The 20,087-nt window shown below is 65.0% G+C and carries 15 protein-coding genes; 9 read left to right on the top strand and 6 right to left on the bottom strand.

Translation table 11 applies throughout. The features are described 5' to 3' along the window. Positions 1-16: 16 nt before the first annotated feature. Positions 17-1,066, top strand: coding sequence for a glycosyltransferase family 2 protein (locus JJ959_RS12660; RefSeq protein WP_292884127.1), 1,050 nt, complete (start codon positions 17-19; stop codon positions 1,064-1,066). Next, on the top strand, positions 1,053-1,976 hold the full coding sequence (locus JJ959_RS12655) for a glycosyltransferase family 2 protein (protein WP_292884126.1): 924 nt from the start codon (positions 1,053-1,055) through the stop codon (positions 1,974-1,976). Before JJ959_RS12660 ends, JJ959_RS12655 begins: the two co-directional genes overlap by 14 nt. On the opposite strand, the gene JJ959_RS12650 is transcribed toward JJ959_RS12655, so the two are convergent. From JJ959_RS12650 to JJ959_RS12640, 3 genes are all read right to left on the bottom strand, one after another. Next, positions 1,973-2,407 carry a YqaA family protein gene (locus tag JJ959_RS12650; protein WP_292884178.1) on the bottom strand — a complete coding sequence of 145 codons (435 nt, stop codon included), beginning with the start codon at positions 2,405-2,407 and terminating at the stop codon, positions 1,973-1,975. The genes JJ959_RS12655 and JJ959_RS12650 overlap by 4 nt on opposite strands. Before the next feature lie 104 nt (positions 2,408-2,511). After that, positions 2,512-5,088 carry a DUF4347 domain-containing protein gene (locus JJ959_RS12645; protein ID WP_292884125.1) on the bottom strand — a complete coding sequence of 859 codons (2,577 nt, stop codon included), beginning with the start codon at positions 5,086-5,088 and terminating at the stop codon, positions 2,512-2,514. Positions 5,089-5,253: 165 nt separating this feature from the next. After that, positions 5,254-6,132, bottom strand: a complete 879-nt coding sequence (locus JJ959_RS12640) for a glycosyltransferase family 2 protein (RefSeq protein WP_292884124.1) — start codon at positions 6,130-6,132, stop codon at positions 5,254-5,256. Positions 6,133-6,253: 121 nt separating this feature from the next. Here JJ959_RS12640 and rfbC point away from each other — a divergent pair, with 121 nt between their 5' ends. Genes rfbC through JJ959_RS12615 form a run of 5 tightly spaced genes read left to right on the top strand, consistent with a single transcriptional unit; the run spans position 6,254 to position 10,811 of the window. After that, a complete protein-coding gene (gene rfbC / locus JJ959_RS12635) occupies positions 6,254-6,814 on the top strand; it encodes a dTDP-4-dehydrorhamnose 3,5-epimerase (RefSeq protein WP_292884123.1) in 561 nt (186 codons plus the stop codon). A 21-nt stretch (positions 6,815-6,835) separates the two neighbouring features. Beyond that, positions 6,836-7,900, top strand: a complete 1,065-nt coding sequence (gene rfbB / locus JJ959_RS12630; protein ID WP_292884176.1) for a dTDP-glucose 4,6-dehydratase — start codon at positions 6,836-6,838, stop codon at positions 7,898-7,900. A 4-nt stretch (positions 7,901-7,904) separates the two neighbouring features. Continuing rightward, entirely contained in the window at positions 7,905-8,783 is an 879-nt protein-coding gene (rfbD, locus tag JJ959_RS12625) for a dTDP-4-dehydrorhamnose reductase (protein ID WP_292884122.1), read from the top strand. Between the two features lie 21 nt (positions 8,784-8,804). Further along, positions 8,805-9,671: a glucose-1-phosphate thymidylyltransferase RfbA gene (gene rfbA, locus JJ959_RS12620; RefSeq protein WP_292884121.1), complete on the top strand. Its 867-nt coding sequence runs from the start codon at positions 8,805-8,807 to the stop codon at positions 9,669-9,671. Between the two features lie 21 nt (positions 9,672-9,692). Next, entirely contained in the window at positions 9,693-10,811 is a 1,119-nt protein-coding gene (locus tag JJ959_RS12615; RefSeq protein WP_292884120.1) for a M23 family metallopeptidase, read from the top strand. Here JJ959_RS12615 and JJ959_RS12610 read toward each other — a convergent pair. Both JJ959_RS12610 and aspS read right to left on the bottom strand, forming a co-directional pair. After that, on the bottom strand, positions 10,804-13,491 hold the full coding sequence (locus JJ959_RS12610) for a glycosyltransferase (protein ID WP_292884119.1): 2,688 nt from the start codon (positions 13,489-13,491) through the stop codon (positions 10,804-10,806). The two genes, JJ959_RS12615 and JJ959_RS12610, sit on opposite strands and share 8 nt — an antisense overlap. A gap of 6 nt (positions 13,492-13,497) precedes the next feature. After that, entirely contained in the window at positions 13,498-15,273 is a 1,776-nt protein-coding gene (aspS, locus tag JJ959_RS12605) for an aspartate--tRNA ligase (RefSeq protein WP_292884118.1), read from the bottom strand. A gap of 292 nt (positions 15,274-15,565) precedes the next feature. Here aspS and JJ959_RS12600 point away from each other — a divergent pair, with 292 nt between their 5' ends. Next, complete coding sequence (locus JJ959_RS12600; protein WP_292884117.1) at positions 15,566-16,369, top strand: ethylbenzene dehydrogenase-related protein; 804 nt, start codon at positions 15,566-15,568, stop codon at positions 16,367-16,369. A gap of 30 nt (positions 16,370-16,399) precedes the next feature. Further along, entirely contained in the window at positions 16,400-18,733 is a 2,334-nt protein-coding gene (locus JJ959_RS12595; RefSeq protein ID WP_292884116.1) for a methyl-accepting chemotaxis protein, read from the top strand. 18 nt (positions 18,734-18,751) lie between these two features. Here the strand turns inward: JJ959_RS12595 and JJ959_RS12590 are convergent, their stop codons facing one another. Next, on the bottom strand, positions 18,752-19,993 hold the full coding sequence (locus tag JJ959_RS12590; RefSeq protein ID WP_292884115.1) for a matrixin family metalloprotease: 1,242 nt from the start codon (positions 19,991-19,993) through the stop codon (positions 18,752-18,754). Between the last annotated feature and the right edge of the window lie 94 nt (positions 19,994-20,087).

The raw sequence follows: 20,087 nt of genomic DNA, 5'->3' as shown, positions 1-20,087 counted from the left end.
ACACTTGCAGGCATGCATGGCCGCCAGCGCACCGACTTTCTCCGTCCTCGTCGTCGCCTATAATTCGGGCGCGCACCTGCCCCGGTGCCTTGCCGCCCTCGAGGCGCAGAGCTGCCGCGACTTCGAGGTGATCGTGCTCGACAATGGTTCGTCGGACGGTATCGCGATCGACCTCTCCGTCCTCTCCGTGCCGGCCAGACTGGAGCGGAGCCCGGACAATCTCGGTTTCGCCGCCGGCAACAATATTCTGGCGCGCAAGGCGGAGGGGGGGTGGCTCGCCTTGCTCAACCCCGATGCCTTTCCCGAGCCCGACTGGCTCGTGGAGGTTCTGGCGGCGACCCGGCGCTATCGCGGCGTCCATGTCTTCGGTTCGACCCAGCTGCTCGACGAGAATCCCGGCCTGCTCGACGGGGCCGGGGATCACTACAGTCCGCTCGGCCTCGCCTGGCGCGGCGACCGGATGCGGCCTGCCGGCACGATCGCCGAGGACGGCGAGGTGATGGGGCCCTGCGCGGCCGCCGGAATCTACCGGCGCGACGCGTTCCTTGCCGTCGGCGGCTTCGCCGAGCGCTTCTTCTGCTATTACGAGGATGTCGATCTCGGCCTCCGGCTCCGGCTGAATGGCGAGCGCTGCATTCAGCTCGCGCGCGCCCGGGTCCGGCATGTCGCATCAGCCATCGCGGGGGTAAATTCGGACTTCTCGCGCTATCACATCACCCGCAACCGGATCTGGACTTTCCTGCGCTGTATGCCGGCGCCGGTGTTCCAGCTCGTGCTGCCGCTGCTGCTGGCACAGCTGGCGCTCATCATCCTGCTCGGCCCGGTGCGCGGTGACGGTCCGGTCCGGCGCCGGGCGATCCGTGACGCTTTCGTGAACTTCCGCACTGTCATGAAGGAGCGGTCGGAGATACAAGGGAGGCGAAAGGCTGGCCTTGCCGATTTCCTCGGCGCGCTGAGCTGGAATCCCGTGAAGCTGCGCGGGGCTAAGGGGGACCGGAGAAAGATCCGGTCGGAAAACAGGGCGGACGGCAGTGCGCCATCTGGGGTGGAGCATGCAGCAGACTAGCGTCGTCGCGGTCGTCGTTTCTTACCGGCCGGACGAGCGTCTCTTCCGCGCGCTGGACGCGCTGGCGCCGCAGGTTGGCCGGACCGTCGTCGTGGATAACGGCTCGGACGCAGAAGCGGTCGGCCGGCTGGGCGCGCTCGCGGAAGCTTCCGGAGGCGGGATCACGCTGATCCGGAACGATGAGAATGCCGGTCTTGCGGCGGCGCAGAACCAGGGCATCCGCTTCGCGCTGGAGGACGGTGCGGACTGGATCCTGTTGATGGATGACGACAGCATTCCGGAGCCGAACATGGTCGCTTCCATGCTGTCGGCCCATGCCGCCCACCCGGAAGGCGAGCGGATCGGTCTGGTGGCCCCGCTGCTCGGGGACGAGGAAGGCACTCTGAAGGCTCGTGCCTATGTGTCGAAACATGCGCTCCACTTCCGTCCGGTGCGCTTCGGGCCGGGCGACGTGCTCGATGATGTCGCCTTCGCCATGGCCTCGGGCAGCCTGGTCAAGGCCGAGGTGTTCCGCGATGTCGGTCTGATGCGCGAGGATTTCTTCGTCGACTATATCGATTTCGAATTTGCCTTCCGCATGCGCCGCGCCGGATGGAAGCTGATCGCGGTGGGCGATGCGCGGCTGCAGCACCGGCTCGGCGAGTACGAGCAGAAGACGCTCTTCGGCCGGAAATTCTGCTTCAACAGCCATTCCAGCTTCCGCCGCTACCACATCTACCGCAACCGGCTGCGGGTCTGGCGGGCCCACGGCCTGTACCTGCCGGCCTTCTTTGCCTTCGAGTTCGCCTCCATCGGCATCGATCTCGCCAAGCTGATCCTGCTGGAGGACGATAAGCTGGAGAAACTTGCCGCGATCGGCCGCGGGGTTGTGCATGCGCTTCTCGGGCGGAGTGGTGTGAAGGCCGGCTAGAACGCCCCCGCCGCCCAGGCCACGACGAGATAGCGCCCTGTCTTCGCAACCGCGACCAGCAGAAAAAACATCCAGAACGGTTCGCGCAGGATGCCCGCCGCGAAGGTGAGCGGGTCGCCGATGAAAGGCGCCCAGCTGAGCAGCAGGCTCCATTGCCCGTATTTCCGGTACCAGCCGCAGGCGCGGTCCATCTGCTTCTGCGAGATCGGGAACCATTTGCGGTCGCTGAAGCGGTCGACGAAGCGGCCGAGGATCCAGTTCACCACCGAGCCGAGCGTGTTTCCGGCGGAGGCGACCGCGAGCAGCAGGGGCAGGGAATAGTCGCTGGTCAGGATCAGGCCGGCGAGGCCGATCTCCGATTGCGCCGGAAAGAAGGTGGCGGCGGCGAAGCAGAGCAGAAACAGCCCGCCATAGACGCCCAGTTCGGTAATCACGCGCGCTGCCCCCCGGCGAAGGAGGAGCCCGGCACGGGGGGTGCCGGGCTCCGGTTGCTCAGGGCAGTACTGTACCGGCTCGAGGGACCGGTTGTCCCGCCCTAGGCAAGATCCCACCCGGCGCTCGCGGCGAGGCCGAGCGCGGATTTCGCAACGCCGATCAGCGTCACGGTTCCGCCATCGGAAAGAGTGAGCACCGTGTTTCCGTCACTTTCCGTCGCCGTATAGGTCAGGCCGCTCTCAAATTGCAGGCTGTCCTCGCCCGCCGTGAAGTCGCTCACCCGGTCATTGCCGCCGCCGAAGGAGAAGACGAAGGTGTCGGCGCCGCTGCCGCCCGCGAGCGTGTCGTCGCCCCCGTTTCCCGCAATCATGTCATTGCCGTCGCCGCCGGAGACGGCGTCGTTGCCCTGACCGCCATAAAGCATGTCGTTCCCGAGATTTCCGGAGAGGCTGTCGTTGCCGCTGTTGCCGTAGACGATATCGTTGCCCTGGCCGCCGAACAGCAGATCGTCGTTCTCGCCGCCGGAAAGCGTGTCGTCGCCCTTGTTGCCGTAGACCACGTCATTGTCGTTGCCGCCGAAGGCGGTGTCGTCGCCCTGGCCGCCATAGAGCGTGTCCATCCCGCCGCCACCGAAGACGGAATCGTCGCCCTTGTTGCCGTACAGGATGTCCTCGCCCCAGCCGGAGCCGACCGTGTCGTTGCCGCCGCCGCCCATGAGCGTGTCGTCCTCGGCGCCGAGCGAGATGAACTGGGTGGCGTCGTCGCCGACCGCGTAGTTCTGGCCCGCCCCGCCGGTCACCGTGGCCTGGCCGATGATGGAAGCGAACTCGATATTGTCGAGCTGCAGGGTCGAACCGGAGGGCATCGACCGGACGTCGATGACGAAGGCCTCGGACTGGTTGCCGCTGCCGCTTGCGGAGATCACGATCGGTTCGCTGACCGAGCTGCCCGTCGTCGTCGGCACGATGGTCCGGATATCGAGGGTGGTGCTCGTCGCGAGCTTGTTCAGATAGGTCTGGGCGCCGCTGACGAGCTCCGTTCCGGCGCTCGAGTTGCGCCCGGTGATGGCGCTGACCAGCGTGGTGGCCGCGCCGCTGCCGGATTGTGCCGTCGCCGGGCCTTCCGAGGTGATGGTGACGGAGGGCGGAAGCGTCGCGGTGACCAAGTTACCGCTATTGCCGGTATTCTCGATGATTGCCGCCGACCCGGATGTGGAGCCGGTGTTGGCAATGGTCCGCGCGCCGCCGGTCACCGTGTCCTGCGCGCTGTCCGAGACGGTGACCGGGCCACTGGTGGAACCATTGCCGGAACTCGGGGTGCTGGTTGCCGGAACGGCGAAGGTCAGGACCGAGTTGCCGCCTGACACCGTCCCGGTGATCTGCAGGTTGCTTGCCGCACCGGAGAAATTCAGCGTGCCGCTGCCAAGGTTGATGGTGGATCCGAGGGTCGTCCCGTTCAGGCTGGTTGCCAGGCTGGTGTTGCCCGTGATGAGGATCTGATCGCCGGCCTCGAGTCCGGAGATGGTATCGCCGTTGAACTCGGATACGGTCCCGGCAAAGGTGTCGTTGCCGGCGCCGCCCGCCAGGAGATCGGTCCCGCCGCCACCGACCAGGCTGTCGGCACCGTCTCCGCCGGAGATCACGTCGTCGCCGGCGAGTCCGAAGATGGAATCGTTGCCGGCCTCACCGGAAATCGTATCCGCCCCGCTGCTGCCGGTGATGACGTCGTCGCCGCCGCCGAGCGCATAGTTCTGCGCGGTCGAGGCGTGGGCCGTGATCGTGTCTGCGCCCGAGCTGCCTGAAATTGTCTCGACGTTGGAGATGTTGGCGCGGGTGAGGAGATAGGATCCGGTGCCCAGCTGAACGACGTCGTTGCCCGTACCGCCGTCGATCAACTCAATGAAGGTTGTATGGTCGAGGTCGCCGTCATTGATCACGAGGACGTCGTCTCCGGCCGCGCCGGACATGGTATCCGCACCCGATCCCCCCGAGAGGGTGTCGTTGCCGTCGCCGCCGTTCAACCGGTCACCGTCGGCCAGACCGATCAGAAGGTCGTTGCCGCCGTAGCCGTTGATTTGGTCATCCGAACTGCCACCGCTCAGCGTCTCGTCGACGGCGGTGATCTGGTTGCCCTCGACCAGAAGTCCCAGCCGGTGCGGGTAGAGCGCGAGCGCCGCTGCGCTGACATGATTCTGCGCCGCAGGCAGAGCTTTCCAGCCGGCAGCCCCGCCGACCTCGTCATGCGCGCCGTGTACGGTGGCGTCGAGCGCATCCTCGAGAGTCCTGAGGAAGGCGCGTCCGATGGCACCTGCCCCCGTCGCGCAGGCCAGCAGGGTGATCTCGGCGTCTTTCGCAAGCGCTTCACGGATCCGAGCGAGCCGCCGCACGTCGCGCCGGAGGGCACGAATGTCGATCTTCCGGCCGGAGAGCCTCAGCGTGCCGGCCGAGCCATGCGCCAGGATGACGACATGCCGGGCGCTCTCGTCGTGCGCCTCCAGCGCGGCTGCCATCGCGTCAAGCGCGTTGCCAACGCGCGGCAGGTAATGAACGGCGGTTCCGGAAGCCAGCCCTGCGAGCAGGATTTCCGGATCGAGGATTTCATGGTCTACGAAAAAGACCGTCTGCGCGGCACGGGAAGCGGGAGCGGTTTCGGAGGAAACAAGCTGGGCGTCGAGCATGGTCTGTACCGGTCCTTTCTGGGGTGCAAACCGACGGGAGATAGCGTCGCCTTTATGGCAATGATCAGAAATTTACATAAAATTAATAATAAAACAAGCAGCAATAGAATCCTTTTTGAGTATGTGTGTATTGCCGTGGTCGAGGGACATGTCAGATCGACGGGATCAGATGTTCTTGGCGCGTAACCTTATGAAAATAAGAGCATATCGTGCCCAAAGCGCAAGATTGACGAGGGCAACCAATGGATTTTTCCAGCCGCCGAAATGCTTTGAAAAATAGAGTGTTCCGCCCAGCGTTTTCTGTTTTTCGATAAAAATCCCGGTCGTGTCGCTGGTGCCCTGGGCGTGGGTGGCCGCAAGCGTCGGGTCGAACCAGATATGTCCGCCGGACGCGCGCACCCGGTAGCAGACATCGACGTCTTCCATATGGAGGAAGTAATCCTCGTCCATCCCGCCGATCTTCTCGAAGACGCGCCGCGGGAAGAGCAGGAACGAGCCGGAGATGCACTCCACCTCCGTCAGCCCGTCGGGTGACGGCGTACCGTGCAGGTTGATCCGCTTGAAGCCGAGACGGTAAAGGCCGGAAACCTCGACGAGGCAGGTCCACGGCGTCATCAGGTTGCGCCGGCAGCCACGCTGCTCGCTGCCGTCGGGATTCTCGACCCGGACCGTATAGAGGGAGATGTCGGGCCGTTCGGCGAGCCGCGCCAAAGCACCGTCCAGCGCGCCGGGCTTCAGCACGGAATCGGGATTGAGCAGCAGCAGATAGGGGCTCGACGTCGCGCGCGCGCCCATGTTGCAGGCCCGGCCGAAGCCGACATTGCCGTGCCCGGTCAGCAGCGTCACGCGCTCTTCGCGTTCCGCGAGCGCGCGGAGTTCCTCGACGGTCTCTTCCGGATTGCCGTTGTCGACGACGACGATTTCGCGCGCAGATGCCTCGCCGAGCACAGAGCGGATGCAGTCCATCAGGCACGGGCCGGTATGGTAACTGACGATGACGACGGCGCAGGCGGGGCGGTCGGTCGGGGGCGTGAGGTCGCTCATCGCTCTGATGTGCCACGATTCGCGGCAGGCGCCAAGGGCTCGCCGCTTGCCGCCGTCGCGGCGTGCATGCTATAGCCCCGCAGGCCCTGAAGGCCGCGTAAATCCAAGGGGAGACAGGGCCTTGCAGGTCGAGCCGCTAGAGATCTCGGACGTCAAGATCATCACGCCGAAAAAGTTCGGCGACCATCGTGGATTTTTCTCCGAGACCTATAACCGGGGCGCCTTCGAGGCTGCCGGTCTCGACTACACCTTCATCCAGGACAATCACTCCTTCTCGGCACCGAAAGGCACCCTGCGCGGGCTGCATTTCCAGACCCCGCCGCACGGCCAGGACAAGCTCGTCCGGGTGATCCGCGGCGCGATTTTCGATGTCGCGGTCGATATCCGCAAGGGCTCGCCGACCTACGGCAAGTGGGTCGGGCGGACGATCAGCGCGGACGAATGGAACCAGATCCTGGTGCCGGTCGGCTTCGCGCACGGGTTCTGCACCATCGAGGAAAATACCGAGGTGCTCTACAAGGTCACCGGCAAGTACGCGCCGGACTGCGAGGGCGGCCTGACCTGGAACGATCCGGCGCTCGGCATCGACTGGCCGCTCGACGGCGCGCCGATCCTCTCGGCGAAGGACGAGGCCTATCAGCCCTTCGCCGAATTCGACAGCCCGTTCATTTACGAAGCCTGAGGAAGACCGACCGTGAGCGACATCAAGACCGTCATCGTCACCGGGGGCGCCGGCTTCATCGGCTCCGCGGTCATCCGTCACCTGATCGCCGACACGGACGTGAAGGTGGTCAATCTCGACAAGCTGACCTACGCGGCGAACCTCGCCTCGCTCGACGAGGTCAGCTCTTCGGACCGCTACGCCTTCGAGCAGGCCGATATCTGCGATGCCGCGGCGCTCGACCGGATCTTCGCGAAGCACAAGCCGGACGCGGTGATGCATCTCGCCGCCGAAAGCCATGTCGACCGTTCGATCGACGGTCCGGCGGACTTCATCCAGACCAATATCGTCGGCACCTACACGATGCTCGAAGCATCGCGGAAATACTGGAACGCGGCGCCGGATGCGGTGAAGACGACCTTCCGCTTCCACCACATCTCGACCGACGAGGTGTTCGGCTCGCTCGGCGACGAGGGGCTCTTCACCGAGGAGACTGCCTACGACCCGCGCTCGCCCTATTCCGCGAGCAAGGCCTCGTCCGACCATCTGGTGCGCGCCTGGATGGAGACCTACGGCCTGCCGACCGTACTCTCCAACTGCTCGAACAATTACGGGCCCTACCATTTCCCGGAAAAGCTCATCCCGCTGATGATCATCAAGGGTCTCGCGGGCGAACCGCTCCCGGTCTACGGCAAGGGCGAGAACGTGCGCGACTGGCTCTATGTCGACGATCATGCCCGTGCGCTCTGGACCGTCTGCTCGAAGGGTGTGCCGGGCGAGAGCTACAATATCGGCGGCAACGAGGAGCGGAAGAACATTGATGTCGTGACTGGCATCTGCTCGCTGCTCGATGAGCTGGTGCCGCAGCAGGGCGGGAAGAAATATTCCGATCAGATCACCTATGTGACCGACCGCCCGGGGCACGATTTCCGGTATGCGATCGACGCCTCCAAGATCAAGGCCGAACTCGGCTGGGAGCCGTCGGAGAGCTTCGAGAGCGGGCTGCGCAAGACCGTCCAGTGGTATCTCGACCGCAAGGACTGGTGGCAGCCGATCCTTGACCGGAAATATTCCGGCCAGCGCCTCGGCACCGGCTCCAAGGGGTAACGCCATGATCCTCGTCACCGGCGCCGGCGGACAGGTCGGGACCGAACTGCTCGCGCGCGCCGCGAAGCACGGACACGAGGCGAAGGGACTGGTTCGCGCCGATCTCGATATCTCCGACGCGTCGGCGGTTCGGGCGGCGGTGCAGGCGGCGAAACCGTCGCTGATCGTCAACGCGGCGGCCTATACCGCGGTCGACAAGGCCGAGGAGGACCGGGACGCGGCCTACGCGATCAACCGCGACGGCCCGGCCAATCTCGCCGCGGCGGCGAAGGATGCGGGCATCCCGCTGATCCATATCTCGACCGACTACGTTTTCGATGGAACCAAGGACGGGCCGTGGGTCGAGAGCGACCCGGTGGCACCGCTCGGCGTCTACGGCGCCTCGAAGGAGGCCGGTGAGCAGGCGGTGCGCGCGGCGCTGCCCGAGCATGTCATCCTGCGCACCTCCTGGGTCTATGCCGCGCATGGCGGCAATTTCGTGAAGACCATGCTGCGGGTCGGCAGGGACCGCGACGAACTGCGCGTGGTCGCCGACCAGTTCGGCGCGCCGACGTCCGCCGGCGACATCGCGGACGCGATCCTGACCATCGCCAGCCGCATCCGGGACGGCAAGCGCGACGGCTGGGGCACCTACCATTTCACGGCGGAGGGCCGGACCAGCTGGCACGGTTTCGCCGAGGCGATCTTCGCCCGCGCGGAAAAGGTCTGGGGACGGCGCCCGTCGGTGGCGGCGATCCCGTCGAGCGAGTATCCGACGCCGGCGAAACGGCCGGCAAATTCGGTGATGGATTGTGCGAAGATCATCGCGGCCTTCAACGTGCCGCGGCGGCCCTGGCAGGACGGCCTCGACGAGGTGCTCGACGTGCTGCTGGCCGGAGAATGAGTGATTAGGAAAGGGAGAGGGATGAAAGGGATCATCCTCGCCGGCGGGTCCGGCACACGGCTTTATCCGCTGACCGTGAGCGTTAGCAAGCAGATCCTGCCGGTCTACGACAAGCCGATGATCTACTATCCGCTGAGCACGCTGATGCTGGCGGGGATCAAGGACATCCTGATCATCACCACCCCGGCGGACCAGGAAGGTTTCAAGCGGCTGCTCGGCGACGGCAGCCAGTGGGGCATCAGCCTCGAATACCGCGTCCAGCCCTCGCCGGACGGACTGGCGCAGGCCTTCATCATCGGCGAGAGCTTCATCGGCGACGACCGGTCGGCGCTGATTCTCGGCGACAACATCTTCTACGGCCATGGCCTGACCGAGATGCTGCAGCGCTCGGCCGACCGCGAGACCGGCGCCTCGGTCTACGGCTATTATGTCAGCGATCCGGAGCGTTACGGCGTCGTCTCCTTCGACAAGGACGGCAAGGCGGAAGAGATCGTCGAGAAGCCGGCCAATCCGAAGTCCAACTGGGCGGTCACCGGGCTCTATTTCTACGACCGGGACGTGGTCGAGATCGCCAAGTCGATCAAGCCGTCGCCGCGTGGCGAGCTCGAGATCACCGACGTCAACAAGGTCTATCTCGAGCGCGGCGACCTGCATGTCGAGCGCATGGGCCGCGGCTATGCCTGGCTCGACACCGGCACGCATGACTCGTTGCTGCAGGCGTCCGAGTTCGTGCGCACCGTCGAGGAGCGGCAGGGCCTGAAAATTGCGTGCGTCGAGGAAATCGCCCACCATATGGGCTATATTGACGACGCGCAGCTCCTGAAGCTGGCCGATCCGCTGGCGAAGAGCGGTTACGGTCTCTATCTGCGCTCGTTGCTGAAGGGATAACGCACCGGAACGGAGCCTGCATTGGGCCGCCTGATCGTACTCTATGTCGCTTTCGTCTTTCTCATCGGCGGGGGCTTTTCCTGGCTGATTGTCGATACGCTCGGACCACATGACGGTCCTGCGCCGACGCAAGCTGCGGCACAGACACTAACGGTCGCTCAAGCCACGGCGCCGGCCCCTCTCGATCTTGGCGGTCTCGAGCCGTCGCCCTTGCCCCTGTCTCTGCCGATTGCCTGCCAGCCGGGCAAGGACTGCTGGATCGTGAACTATGTCGACCGGGACCCGGGCAAGGACTTCCGCGACTATGCCTGCGGCGATATGGGATATGACGGCCACAAGGGCACCGATATCGCCATCGCCCATGCTGGACTGCTCGAAGAGAATGTGCCGGTTCTGGCGGCTGCCTCCGGCAGCGTCGTGGGCGTGCGCGACGGAATGGCGGACGTGTTCAACCGCGGCGCAAGCCGGGACGATCTGAACGGCAAGGACTGCGGCAACGGCGTCCGCATCGATCATGGTGGCGGTTGGGCTACCCAGTATTGCCACCTGAAGAAAGGCAGCGTCGCGGTAAAGGCGGGCGATACCGTCGTCGCCGGCGACCGGCTCGGCAGCGTCGGTCTTTCCGGAGCGACGCAGTTCCCGCATATCCACATCACGGTGAACAAGGACAATGCCGTGATCGACCCCTTCGCCGGGATCGACGGGGCAGGGGAAAGCTGCGGTCTCGGCAAGGCACCGCTATGGGACAAACCGGTCCTGCGCCAGCTCGCCTATTATTCGCCTTTCGCCCCCAATGCCGGTTTTGCCGACCGCGTGCCAGACGCCGCAGAGGCCAAATCCGGAAAGCTGGGCGGCTGGGCGCCCTCGGCGGACAGTCCGGCCCTGGTGTTCTGGACGGAGCTCTACGGGACGCGAGCGGGAGACCGGCTTGAGGTGAAGCTGGTCGGCCCAGATGGCGAGAAGATCGCGGACAAATCCGAGACTCTCGACCGGAACCGCAACTGGCTCTACCGGGCGATCGGACGCAAGGTCCGGGGCAGTTGGGCGCCGGGAACCTATGTCGGTACGGTAAAGGTCACGCGGCCGGACGGGCCCGGCCAGCGGCAGTTCGAGCAAAGCTTCACGACTACCCTCAGATAGTCCCGAGACGGACTCCTGTCTTGATCTCGCGCGGTTCTTCCGGCAGCGCGAAGGCGGGCCGTTCCGGCGTGATCGAGAGGTTCGGATTGTAGGCCGGGTCGTCTTCCAGCAGGTCACCCCAGCGCTTCACCATGAAGGCGCGCTCCCGGTCGTAGAGCACGGCCTTCTCCGGCGTGATCACGGTTCCCCGAGAGGCGGATTCGTGATGCACCAGCACCGCATGCGGGGTCCAGAGCACCCGGTATCCGGCCCGGCGGATGCGCAGGCAGAGATCGATATCGCCGAAATCGACTGCCAGCGCCTCGTCGAACCCGCCGATTTCCTCGAAAACATCGCGGCGCAGGACAATACAGGCGCCGGTCACCGCGGAGAGGTTCTGCGCCTGCATGGCACGGCCCCAGTAGCCGCCGTCATTCTCCGCGATCTTCAGGTTGGTGTGCCGCGCGACATGGGCGCCGGCGAGGGCGATCCCCGCATGCTGCACGCTCCGGTCGGGATAGAGAAGCTTGGCGCCGACAAGTCCGATCCCGGGACGCGCCGCCTCCCCGATCATCTCCTTCAGCCAGTCCGGATTGGCCGGCTCGATATCGTTGTTGAGGAAGCAGAGATAGGTGCCTGTTGCACCGGCAGCTCCGAGATTGCAGAGCCGGGAGAAGTTGAACGGGCCCGCATCCTTCAGCACGGTGACATTGGTCCGGCGCGCCAGCCCGTCGAGATAGCGCAGGGTGGCACCGTCGTCGCTGCCGTTGTCGACGATGCGGATCTCCAGATTCGGGTGGTCGGTCTGATCGAGCAGCCCGTCGATGCAGGTGCGGAGCAGGGCGAGCCGGTTCTTTGTCGGGATGACGACGGAGACGCGGCCATCGGCGGGCAGGGGACGGACGAGGCGCCAGCGGCCGCCTCTGAGCTCGGCGCGCGCGTCGGAACCCCGCCGTTCCAGAGCATCGCGGATGACCCGGCCGGTGGCGGCGATCGCATAGGGCTTGGTCTCGACAGAGGCGGCGGTGGAAGTCGCTGTCGCCCGCCAGTGATAGAGAATGCGCGGGACATGACCGATCCTCTCCGGCACGGTCAGTTCCGCCACCCGTTGCACCAGATCGTGGTCCTGGCTGCCTTCGAGGCCGAGACGGAAGCCGCCGACCTCCTCCGCCAGCGACCGGCGGATCACGCTGAAATGGCAGATGTAATTGGAAATCAGCGAGAGATCCGGGTCCCAGACCGGTTTGAAATGGGGAGAGAAGCGGGTGCCCCGATCGTCGATCTTGTCCTCGTCCGAATAGACGAGATCGAGCTCGGGATGCTCTGTCAGTGCCCGGGCCATTTCCGCCAGCGCGTCCGGAGCCAGGCGATCGTCATGGTCGAGCAGCCCGACGAAAGTTCCGCAAGCGATCCCGAGCGCCGAGTTGGACGCGGCGGAGATATGTCCGTTTTCGGGGCGCAGGACCAGTTTCACGCGGGGATCCTGCGCGGCCGCCTCTTCGAGGACCCGGACGACTTCCGTATCGGTCGAGGCGTCGTCGGCGATGCAGAGTTCCCAGTCCTCGAACGTCTGCTCCCGAACGGAAGCGATGGCCTCGCGGAGATGGTCCGGTGCCGGGTTGTAGACCGGCAGGAGCACTGAAAAGAGCGGGTTGCCGCTGGCGAGAGCGTTCACCGGCGCGCGCGCCTTGCCGAGGGCAGCGGATTTCTCCAGCCATTCCTGATACTGTGTTTTCGGCAGCGCGGCGCCGTCTGAACCACAGCGCCGATGTGCCTCGGCCGCGAGCAGGAGAAGCTCGTCCGGCGGTGTCGCGTCGGCATTTATTTCATCCAGCACCTGCAGTGCCCGCTCCGGCCGTCCGGCGGCAAGCAAGGCCCGCATGTAGAGCATCGCGGGCTCAAGGCCTTTGCGGCTGACACACCACCAGCGGGTGGCGGCCGCCGCGTCGCCGGTGCGCGCCGCGACGACAAGGGCCCGCGCCGCCTTCGGATCTACGATCTGCGACCTCCGCGTGCTGATTTCCGCACCGGGCTTGCCGAGACGGCGGCGGAGTTGCGCCTGACGGGCCAGTGCGGGGCCGTTCAGCGGGCGGATGGCGAGGCTGCGGGCGAGATGGGCGAGGCCTTCCTCGCGGGCGCCGAGCGCGGGCTCGACCACGGAGAGATTGAACCAGGCATCCGCCGCTTCCGGCCGCAGCAGCGCCTCGCGGCGGAAGGCGTGGATGGATTCGGAGAGCCGGCCGGCACCGTGCAGCGCAGCGGCATAGCGGGCATGTGCCGCCGGGTTCAGGCCATCGAGACGCGCGGCCTCGCCATAGCGCCGAAGGCTTTTGCCCGGCTGCTTGGCTTCGGCATAGATCCAGCCGAGCAGTTCGGCCGTTCCGGGATGGTAGGGCAGGAGGATGCGCAGGCGCTCATAGTGCCGTGCCGCCTTGAGGGATGGGCCTGCGGCGCCTTCCAGATCCGCGTAAAAGGCCAGCGCGGTCGGGTTCGCTGGCTGGCGCAGCAGGGCCCGCCGCCAGGCCTTCCTCGCCGCATCCGGGAGACCCCTGCGGGCTTCGATCTGGCCGAGATGGATGAGCGCGGACGCATCGTCTCTCGCCGTGCGCGCGACATGCCGGAACAGCTCGGCCGCATCTTCGGCCCGCCCGTCGGCGAGCGCCGCCTGCGCCTGTCGGAAGGCTTCGGCGGCACCGAGCATCGGATCTTATCCGGCGGCCGGTTTCGGCGGCAGCGCGAGGCGGATATTGAGCTCCTTCAGATGTTCCGGCGTCGCCTCGCTCGGCGCGCCCATCATCAGGTCCTCGGCCCGCTGGTTCAGCGGGAAGAGGATGACCTCGCGGATGTTCGGTTCGTTCGCCAGCATCATGACGATACGATCGATGCCAGGGGCGATGCCGCCGTGCGGCGGGGCGCCGTACTTGAAGGCGTTCAGCATGCCGCGGAACTTGTCTTCCAGCACCTCGGCCGAGTATCCGGCGATCGCGAAGGCCTTGTACATGACCTCCGGCAGATGGTTCCGGATCGCGCCCGAGCTGAGCTCGATGCCGTTGCAGACGATGTCGTACTGATAGGCGAGGATATCGAGCGGGTTCTCGTTCTCCAGCGCCGCGAGGCCGCCCTGCGGCATGGAGAACGGGTTGTGCGAGAAGTCGATCTTGCCGGTCGCCTCGTCCAGCTCGTACATCGGGTAGTCAACGATCCAGCAGAGCCGGAAAGTGTCCTTCTCGACGATGTCGAGATCGTTGCCGAGCTTCACGCGGGCATTACCGGCGAGCTTGGCGGCTTCGCCTTCCTTGCCGGCGGAGAAGAAGATGGCGTCGCCGTCTCCCATGCCGGTCTGTTCCTTCAGGGCGGCGATCTTCTCCGGCGTGAGCCGGTTCGCGATCGGGCCGCGTGCTTCGCCGTCGCCGAAGATGATGTAGCCCATGCCCGGCGCGCCTTCGCCCTGGGCCCAGGAATTCATCCGGTCGCAGATCGCCCGGCTGCCGCATTTCGGACCCGGCACCGCACGGACCACGCCGCCGCCGGCGACGACCTTCGCGAAGACGGCGAAATCGCTGTCGCGGAAGATCTCGGTGACGTCCGAGATCTCGATCGGGATGCGCAGGTCCGGCTTGTCGTTACCGTATTTGAGCATCGACTCCTTGAACGGAATGCGCGGGAACGGGCCCGGCACCTTCCAGTCGGAGAATTCCTCGAACACGCCGGCCATGACCGGCTCGATCGCCTTGAAGACGTCTTCCTGCTCGACGAAGCTCATCTCGACATCGAGCTGGTAGAACTCGCCCGGAGAGCGGTCGGCGCGGCTGTCCTCGTCGCGGAAGCAGGGCGCGATCTGGAAATAGCGGTCGAAGCCGGAGACCATGATCAGCTGCTTGAACTGCTGCGGCGCCTGCGGCAGGGCGTAGAACTTGCCCGGATGCTGGCGCGCCGGCACCAGGAAGTCGCGCGCGCCTTCCGGCGAGGAGGCGGTCAGGATCGGCGTCTGGAACTCGAAGAAGCCCTGCTCGACCATGCGGCGGCGGATCGAGGAAATGACCTGGCTGCGCAGCATGATGTTGTTGTGGATGCGCTCGCGGCGGAGATCCAGGAAGCGGTAGCGCAGGCGGGTTTCCTCGCCGGCATCTTCGTCGGCGTTGACCTGCAGCGGCAGCACCTCGGCCTCGGACTGGACCTCGATTTCGTCGATGCGCAGCTCGATATGACCGGTCGGCAGCTTCTCGTTGACCGTCTCGTCGGTCCGCTTCACGACGCGCCCGGTGATCGTCACAACGCTCTCGACGCGGAGCTTCTCGACGGTCTTGAAGGTCTCGTCCTCGATATCGACCACGCACTGGGTCAGGCCGTAATGGTCGCGCAGGTCGATGAAGACCAGCTGGCCGTGGTCGCGGCGGCGGTGGATCCAGCCGGACAGGCGGACGGTTTCGCCGACATGGTCTTGGCGGAGATCGTTACAGGTATGGCTGCGATAGCGATGCATGACAGATCAATCTTTTCGGAAATTCGCGCGCGGCATCTCCTAACGCGCGGCGCCGCGCCCGGCAAAGGAAAAATGGCTCTGACAAACCGGTTTCCCGCAATTCTTGGTTTTTCCCGGCAGCGCCGGCACGGGCCTTTCTCGACGCTAACGGAAATCGCCATTCGCTATTAACCCGATGTTAATCGGGGACTCCTACCTTCCGTCGCGAATTTATCGAAAATTAGACTCAACTCTCTTCGAAAAGGAACGCCAGCTTATGAGGAAAGTCTTCTCTGCCTTTGGAGCAAGCCTCTTGTTCAGCACCTTCGCGATTGCGGCGGATGCGGAAACCGTCATCGAAACCGGTAAACTCGCATCTGCCCCTGCTCTGGACGGCAAGGCCGACGATTGGTCCGGCGTCTCGGGCACCGAAATCGCCCTGACCGGCGAGGGCGGGGTCGACAAGGTCACCGTCAAAGCCGCTGTTGTCGGCGATATGATCTATTTCCTCGCCCAGTGGGCCGATGCGACCGAGTCCAGCAACCACAAGCCTTACGAATGGGATGAGGCCAGCGGAAAGTACAAGCGAAGCCGGCAATTGGAAGACCGCCTCGCGTTCGCCTTTCCGATCAGCGGTGATTTCGCCGCGAACCATGTCGGCGGCAATGTGATGACGACGGACGTCTGGCACTGGAAGGCCTTTCGTTCCAACGAGGCGGGCCTCGCTCATGACAAGAGCCATGTGACCTCAACGGAAGAAACGAAGAAGGCCAAGAAGTTCAAGACCGAGGCCGGTGGCGAGATCTATCTCAGCCGTCCGAGCGACGAGGGCGACAAGCTCTACAAGGCGCAGAAGCACAAGGAGAAGGTCGGCGACGTGATGCCGAGCTACGAGGTCAACAAGGAAGCGAAGGGCAGCATCGCCGACGTCAAGGCGAAAGGCGTCTGGAGCAACGGTATGTGGACGCTCGAAATGGCGCGGAAACTCGACACAGGCCACGCTGACGATGCGGTCATCCCGGCGTCTGGCGACGTCATGATGGCCATCGCCGCCTTCAACGATATCGACGGCGAAAAGCACAGCGTTTCGAAGGAAATCACGCTGCGCGTGAAGTAAGCGACTGGGCTTTTATTGGGGTAAGCGGGAATGTCTTCAGAAACCATCGAACAGTCACCGGCCGTCGGAAAAATGGGGATTCCGCTGGTCGGACTGATCATCGCGTCCTTTATCCTGGTCGTGGTGTCCTTCGGCTCGATCCTCGCGGTCGGCGGAATCAGCCTGACCGGGATCCGGACGATCGCGGAGCGATCTGCGAACGAAGACATTCCCGCGGTCATCGCGGAGCAGACGGCAGCCCGGAAGATCGTCGAGCTTGGCATTCTCGCCCGCCGGCTCGAACAGCCCCTCTCGGACTCCGATGCACTGCTGGCACAGATGTCCGAAACCGCCGACGGTGCGCGGGCCTTCCTGAACCAGGAAGGTTTCGCGGATCTCGAGACGGCACTGTCGCTTGCCCGCGATGCGGCCGCACTCAAGGCGGAAATTGCGGCGACCTCGAAAGAGGTCGGCGACGTCTTGACGGCGGCACGTGACGGCGTTGCGGAACTGCAGAGCATGCTTGGGGCTATTTCCGAGGACAATGCAACGGTACTCGAGGAACAGGTTTCGGATGTCGACAGCGACGACGCCGAAGCCCTGCTGGAGATCCTCGAGGAGGTCGGCGAACAATCGACGGTCACGGTCGCAAGTTTCTCTCTGTTGTCGAACGTTCGGGATATCGGCGGCATCCTCAACGCCGCTGCCGAGGCGTCCGACCCCGAACAGATCGAGACCCTAGCCGCCCGTTTCGCCACGACCGAGGAGCGGATCGTCGAGCAGCTCGACGAGCTGCCGGCGACCGGCGACTATGAATTCATTCCGGATACCGTTTCCGCCGTCACCGACGGATCGGGGGTGTTCGAACTGCAGGCGTCGCGCCTCGAAGGGCGGCGGAAACTCGCCGAGGATTTCGAGCAGATCGAGCAGAGCATCAGCAGGCTCGAGGCCAGCCTGACATCGGGGGCCGAGGCGAAGGTGCTCAGAAGCATCGGCAATATCGTCGCCTTCGTGGAGAGTTCGTTCCGCAACAGCACGATCGCCGCGCTCGGCATCCTCGTCATGGTCGCCGTCGCCTGCAGCGTTCAGTATTTCTGGATCGTGAAGCCGGTCGGCGCGCTGGCCTCTGTTCTGACGCGGCTGTCCGGCGGCGACCGCTCGGTCGAGGCCCCGCGCTCGCGGGTCCGCGAATTCATCTCGCTCGGCGCGGCCATCGTCGCCTTCAGGAATTCGCTCGACGCCCAGGAGAAGGCGGAACGGGAGCAGGCGGCGGAACGCGAGGCGTCCGCCGAGCGCCGGATCAGTGCACTGCAGGGCATGGCGAACGAGATCGAGACCAATGCCGGGCGTGCGGTGGACGCGGTCTCCGCCAGGACCCACCGGATGGAGGAAGAGGCCGAGACCATGGCCGAGTCCGCCGACACGGTCCAGGGCAATACCGAGCGTGTCGCGGCGGCGGCGCAGCAGGCCCTCGCCAACGCGGAATCCGTTTCCGTCGCGACCGAGCAGCTGAGCGCCTCGATCCGGGAGATCTCGACGCAGGTCGCGAGTGCGACACGGTCGACCAACAACGCGGTCGAGGCTGGAAGCCAGTCGCAGCAGACCATCAGTTCGCTCTCGACCGCGGCGGAGAAAATCGGCGAGATCGCTACGCTGATCAGCAATATCGCGTCGCAAACCAATCTGCTCGCCCTCAACGCCACCATCGAGGCCGCACGGGCGGGCGAGGCCGGTAAGGGCTTTGCGGTCGTTGCCTCGGAAGTGAAGAACCTCGCCACCCAGACGGCGAAGGCGACCGAGGATATCGCGGTTCAGATCGCGAACGTCCAGCAGGCGACGCGGGACTCCGTCGGCGCCGTCTCCGGCATCATCGACCGGATCACCGAAGTCGACGAAATCGCCGGGGCGATCGCCGCCGCGATGGAAGAGCAGCAGGCGGCAACCCACGAGATCGCCCGGAACGTCGAGGAGACCGCCGCCGCGGCCCGTGAGGTTTCGGTCAATATCGAACAGGTTTCCTCTGAAGCGGAAAACACGAAGCAGCGCGCCGCCAGCGTCCGCTCGGTGGCGGACGAGGTCAATGCCTCGGTCAAGGAACTGCGGAGCGAGATTATCCGCTCGGTGCGGACCTCGACGGAGGATGTCGACCGACGCAGCGCGGGGCGCCGGAAGATGGGAAGTGAGGGCCGGCTCTCGGTCAAAGGCTCGGTCACTGCGGTCACGATCGAAGACCTTTCGGAAACCGGCGCGGGGGTTCGGGGAGAGGCCGTGAGGACGCTGAAGGCCGGCGCCGAGATAATGCTCGACTCCGGCGAGACTGGCTCCCGCAGGGCGCGGGTCGTCAAGGTCGACGACCGGCGCGCGGGGCTCGAGTTCGTCGCCTAGGCACGCCCGCGTACCCGGCTACACGACCTCGAAAGTCACGCTCGCTGAATCGGAATAGCCGATCAGATCGATCCGCGTGCCGCTGCTCAGCCGGATCACCGTATCGCCGAAACTGTCGGCCGTGACGCTGGTTGCGGTAACGCCGCCGGTGAGCTGGATCGCGTCCTCGGCCTGGTAGCCGTGGATATAGTCCCAGCCTTCGTTGCTGTTGGCGTATCTGAACCTGTCGGCGCCGAGATTGCCGTAGAGATCGTCATAGCCGGCGCCGCCGGAGATCGTGTCCGCGTCCTGGCCGCCGAAGATCGTGTCCGCGCCGGCATCGCCGTTGATGATGTCGCTGCCGTGGTTGCCGTAGAGAATGTCGTTACCGTCGCCGCCGTAGATCGTGTCGGAGCCTTCGCGCTGTGCCAGCGGGCTGCCGCTGACCGGCCCGTTGTTCTGCCCGCCGAAAATGGTGTCGCTGCCGCTGCCGCCGAACAGCAGGTCGGTCTCCTTGTTGCCGTAGATCAGGTCGTTGCCGGCGCCGCCCGAAATCGTGTCGCTGCCGCCGGCGCCGCTCAGCACGTCGTCGGCAGAGCTGCCGAACAGGCTGTCGGCATTTTCCGTGCCCGCGGTGCCGGGTGTCGTGGTGCCCGATCCGGCGGCACCGTAGAGCGACTGGATGACCTCGATATCGTAGCTGGTGATGGTCGAGAGCGAGGTGTCGAGGAAGGTCGACATGATCGAGGGGGTGTGATTGATGTGGTCGAGGCCGAGCCCGTGACCGGCCTCGTGGATCGCGGTCGAGAGGAAGTACTGGGTGTCCGCCTGGTCCATGAAGATGATGACGGAGTCCGTGCCGGAGACCATCCGTCCGTCATTTCCGACATCGATATAGTATGCTGTTCCGAGCACGCCACCGCGGCCGTCGGAGTTCGGTTCCCAGGCGATCACCCAGTCCGCGTTGGCGGCGCTCGTTTCGTTGAAGGTGATGTTGGCGACATTGCTCCAGGTCGCCATCGCGGTCTCGAAACGGGCTTGGTAGGTGCTGTCGAAACTGCTGTAGCCGAGAGACGAGCCGTCGAACGAGTAATTGATCGTGGTCGTCCAGGTGAAGCCGAGAACGTCGGAGGAGCGGACGCTGAGCCCGCCCTCGCTCGCGCGCTGCAGGTCGCTCGATCGGGGCTCGGAGAGGCCGTGGTCGTGGCTGTACTGGCCCGCGAGGCCGACGCTGTGCCCTTCGGATGCTCCTCCGAGACCTGTGTTGCTGTCGCTTGCCATTTGCTGACCCTACGCCTCTCTATGCGCAGATTGACCGCAGATTTCCTCAAAACTCATTAAGGTAATGTGCGGCAGACGGCCCGATCTTCCAGTG

The organism is Nisaea sp., from assembly GCF_017640745.1.
Lineage (GTDB): Bacteria > Pseudomonadota > Alphaproteobacteria > Thalassobaculales > Thalassobaculaceae > Nisaea.
The sequence above is the reverse complement of the archived record's forward strand: the minus strand, read 5'-3'. Positions and strand labels throughout refer to the sequence as shown.

What these genes read in the sequence shown, in the direction of transcription:
- JJ959_RS12660 (WP_292884127.1), top strand. Translation starts at nt 17, where the DNA reads ATGGCCGCCAGCGCACCGACTTTCTCCGTCCTCGTCGTCGCCTATAAT.
- JJ959_RS12655 (WP_292884126.1), top strand. Translation starts at nt 1,053, where the DNA reads ATGCAGCAGACTAGCGTCGTCGCGGTCGTCGTTTCTTACCGGCCGGAC.
- JJ959_RS12645 (WP_292884125.1), bottom strand. Translation starts at nt 5,088, where the DNA reads ATGCTCGACGCCCAGCTTGTTTCCTCCGAAACCGCTCCCGCTTCCCGT.
- JJ959_RS12640 (WP_292884124.1), bottom strand. Translation starts at nt 6,132, where the DNA reads ATGAGCGACCTCACGCCCCCGACCGACCGCCCCGCCTGCGCCGTCGTC.
- rfbD (WP_292884122.1), top strand. Translation starts at nt 7,905, where the DNA reads ATGATCCTCGTCACCGGCGCCGGCGGACAGGTCGGGACCGAACTGCTC.
- rfbA (WP_292884121.1), top strand. Translation starts at nt 8,805, where the DNA reads ATGAAAGGGATCATCCTCGCCGGCGGGTCCGGCACACGGCTTTATCCG.
- JJ959_RS12610 (WP_292884119.1), bottom strand. Translation starts at nt 13,491, where the DNA reads ATGCTCGGTGCCGCCGAAGCCTTCCGACAGGCGCAGGCGGCGCTCGCC.
- aspS (WP_292884118.1), bottom strand. Translation starts at nt 15,273, where the DNA reads ATGCATCGCTATCGCAGCCATACCTGTAACGATCTCCGCCAAGACCAT.
- JJ959_RS12595 (WP_292884116.1), top strand. Translation starts at nt 16,400, where the DNA reads ATGTCTTCAGAAACCATCGAACAGTCACCGGCCGTCGGAAAAATGGGG.
- JJ959_RS12590 (WP_292884115.1), bottom strand. Translation starts at nt 19,993, where the DNA reads ATGGCAAGCGACAGCAACACAGGTCTCGGAGGAGCATCCGAAGGGCAC.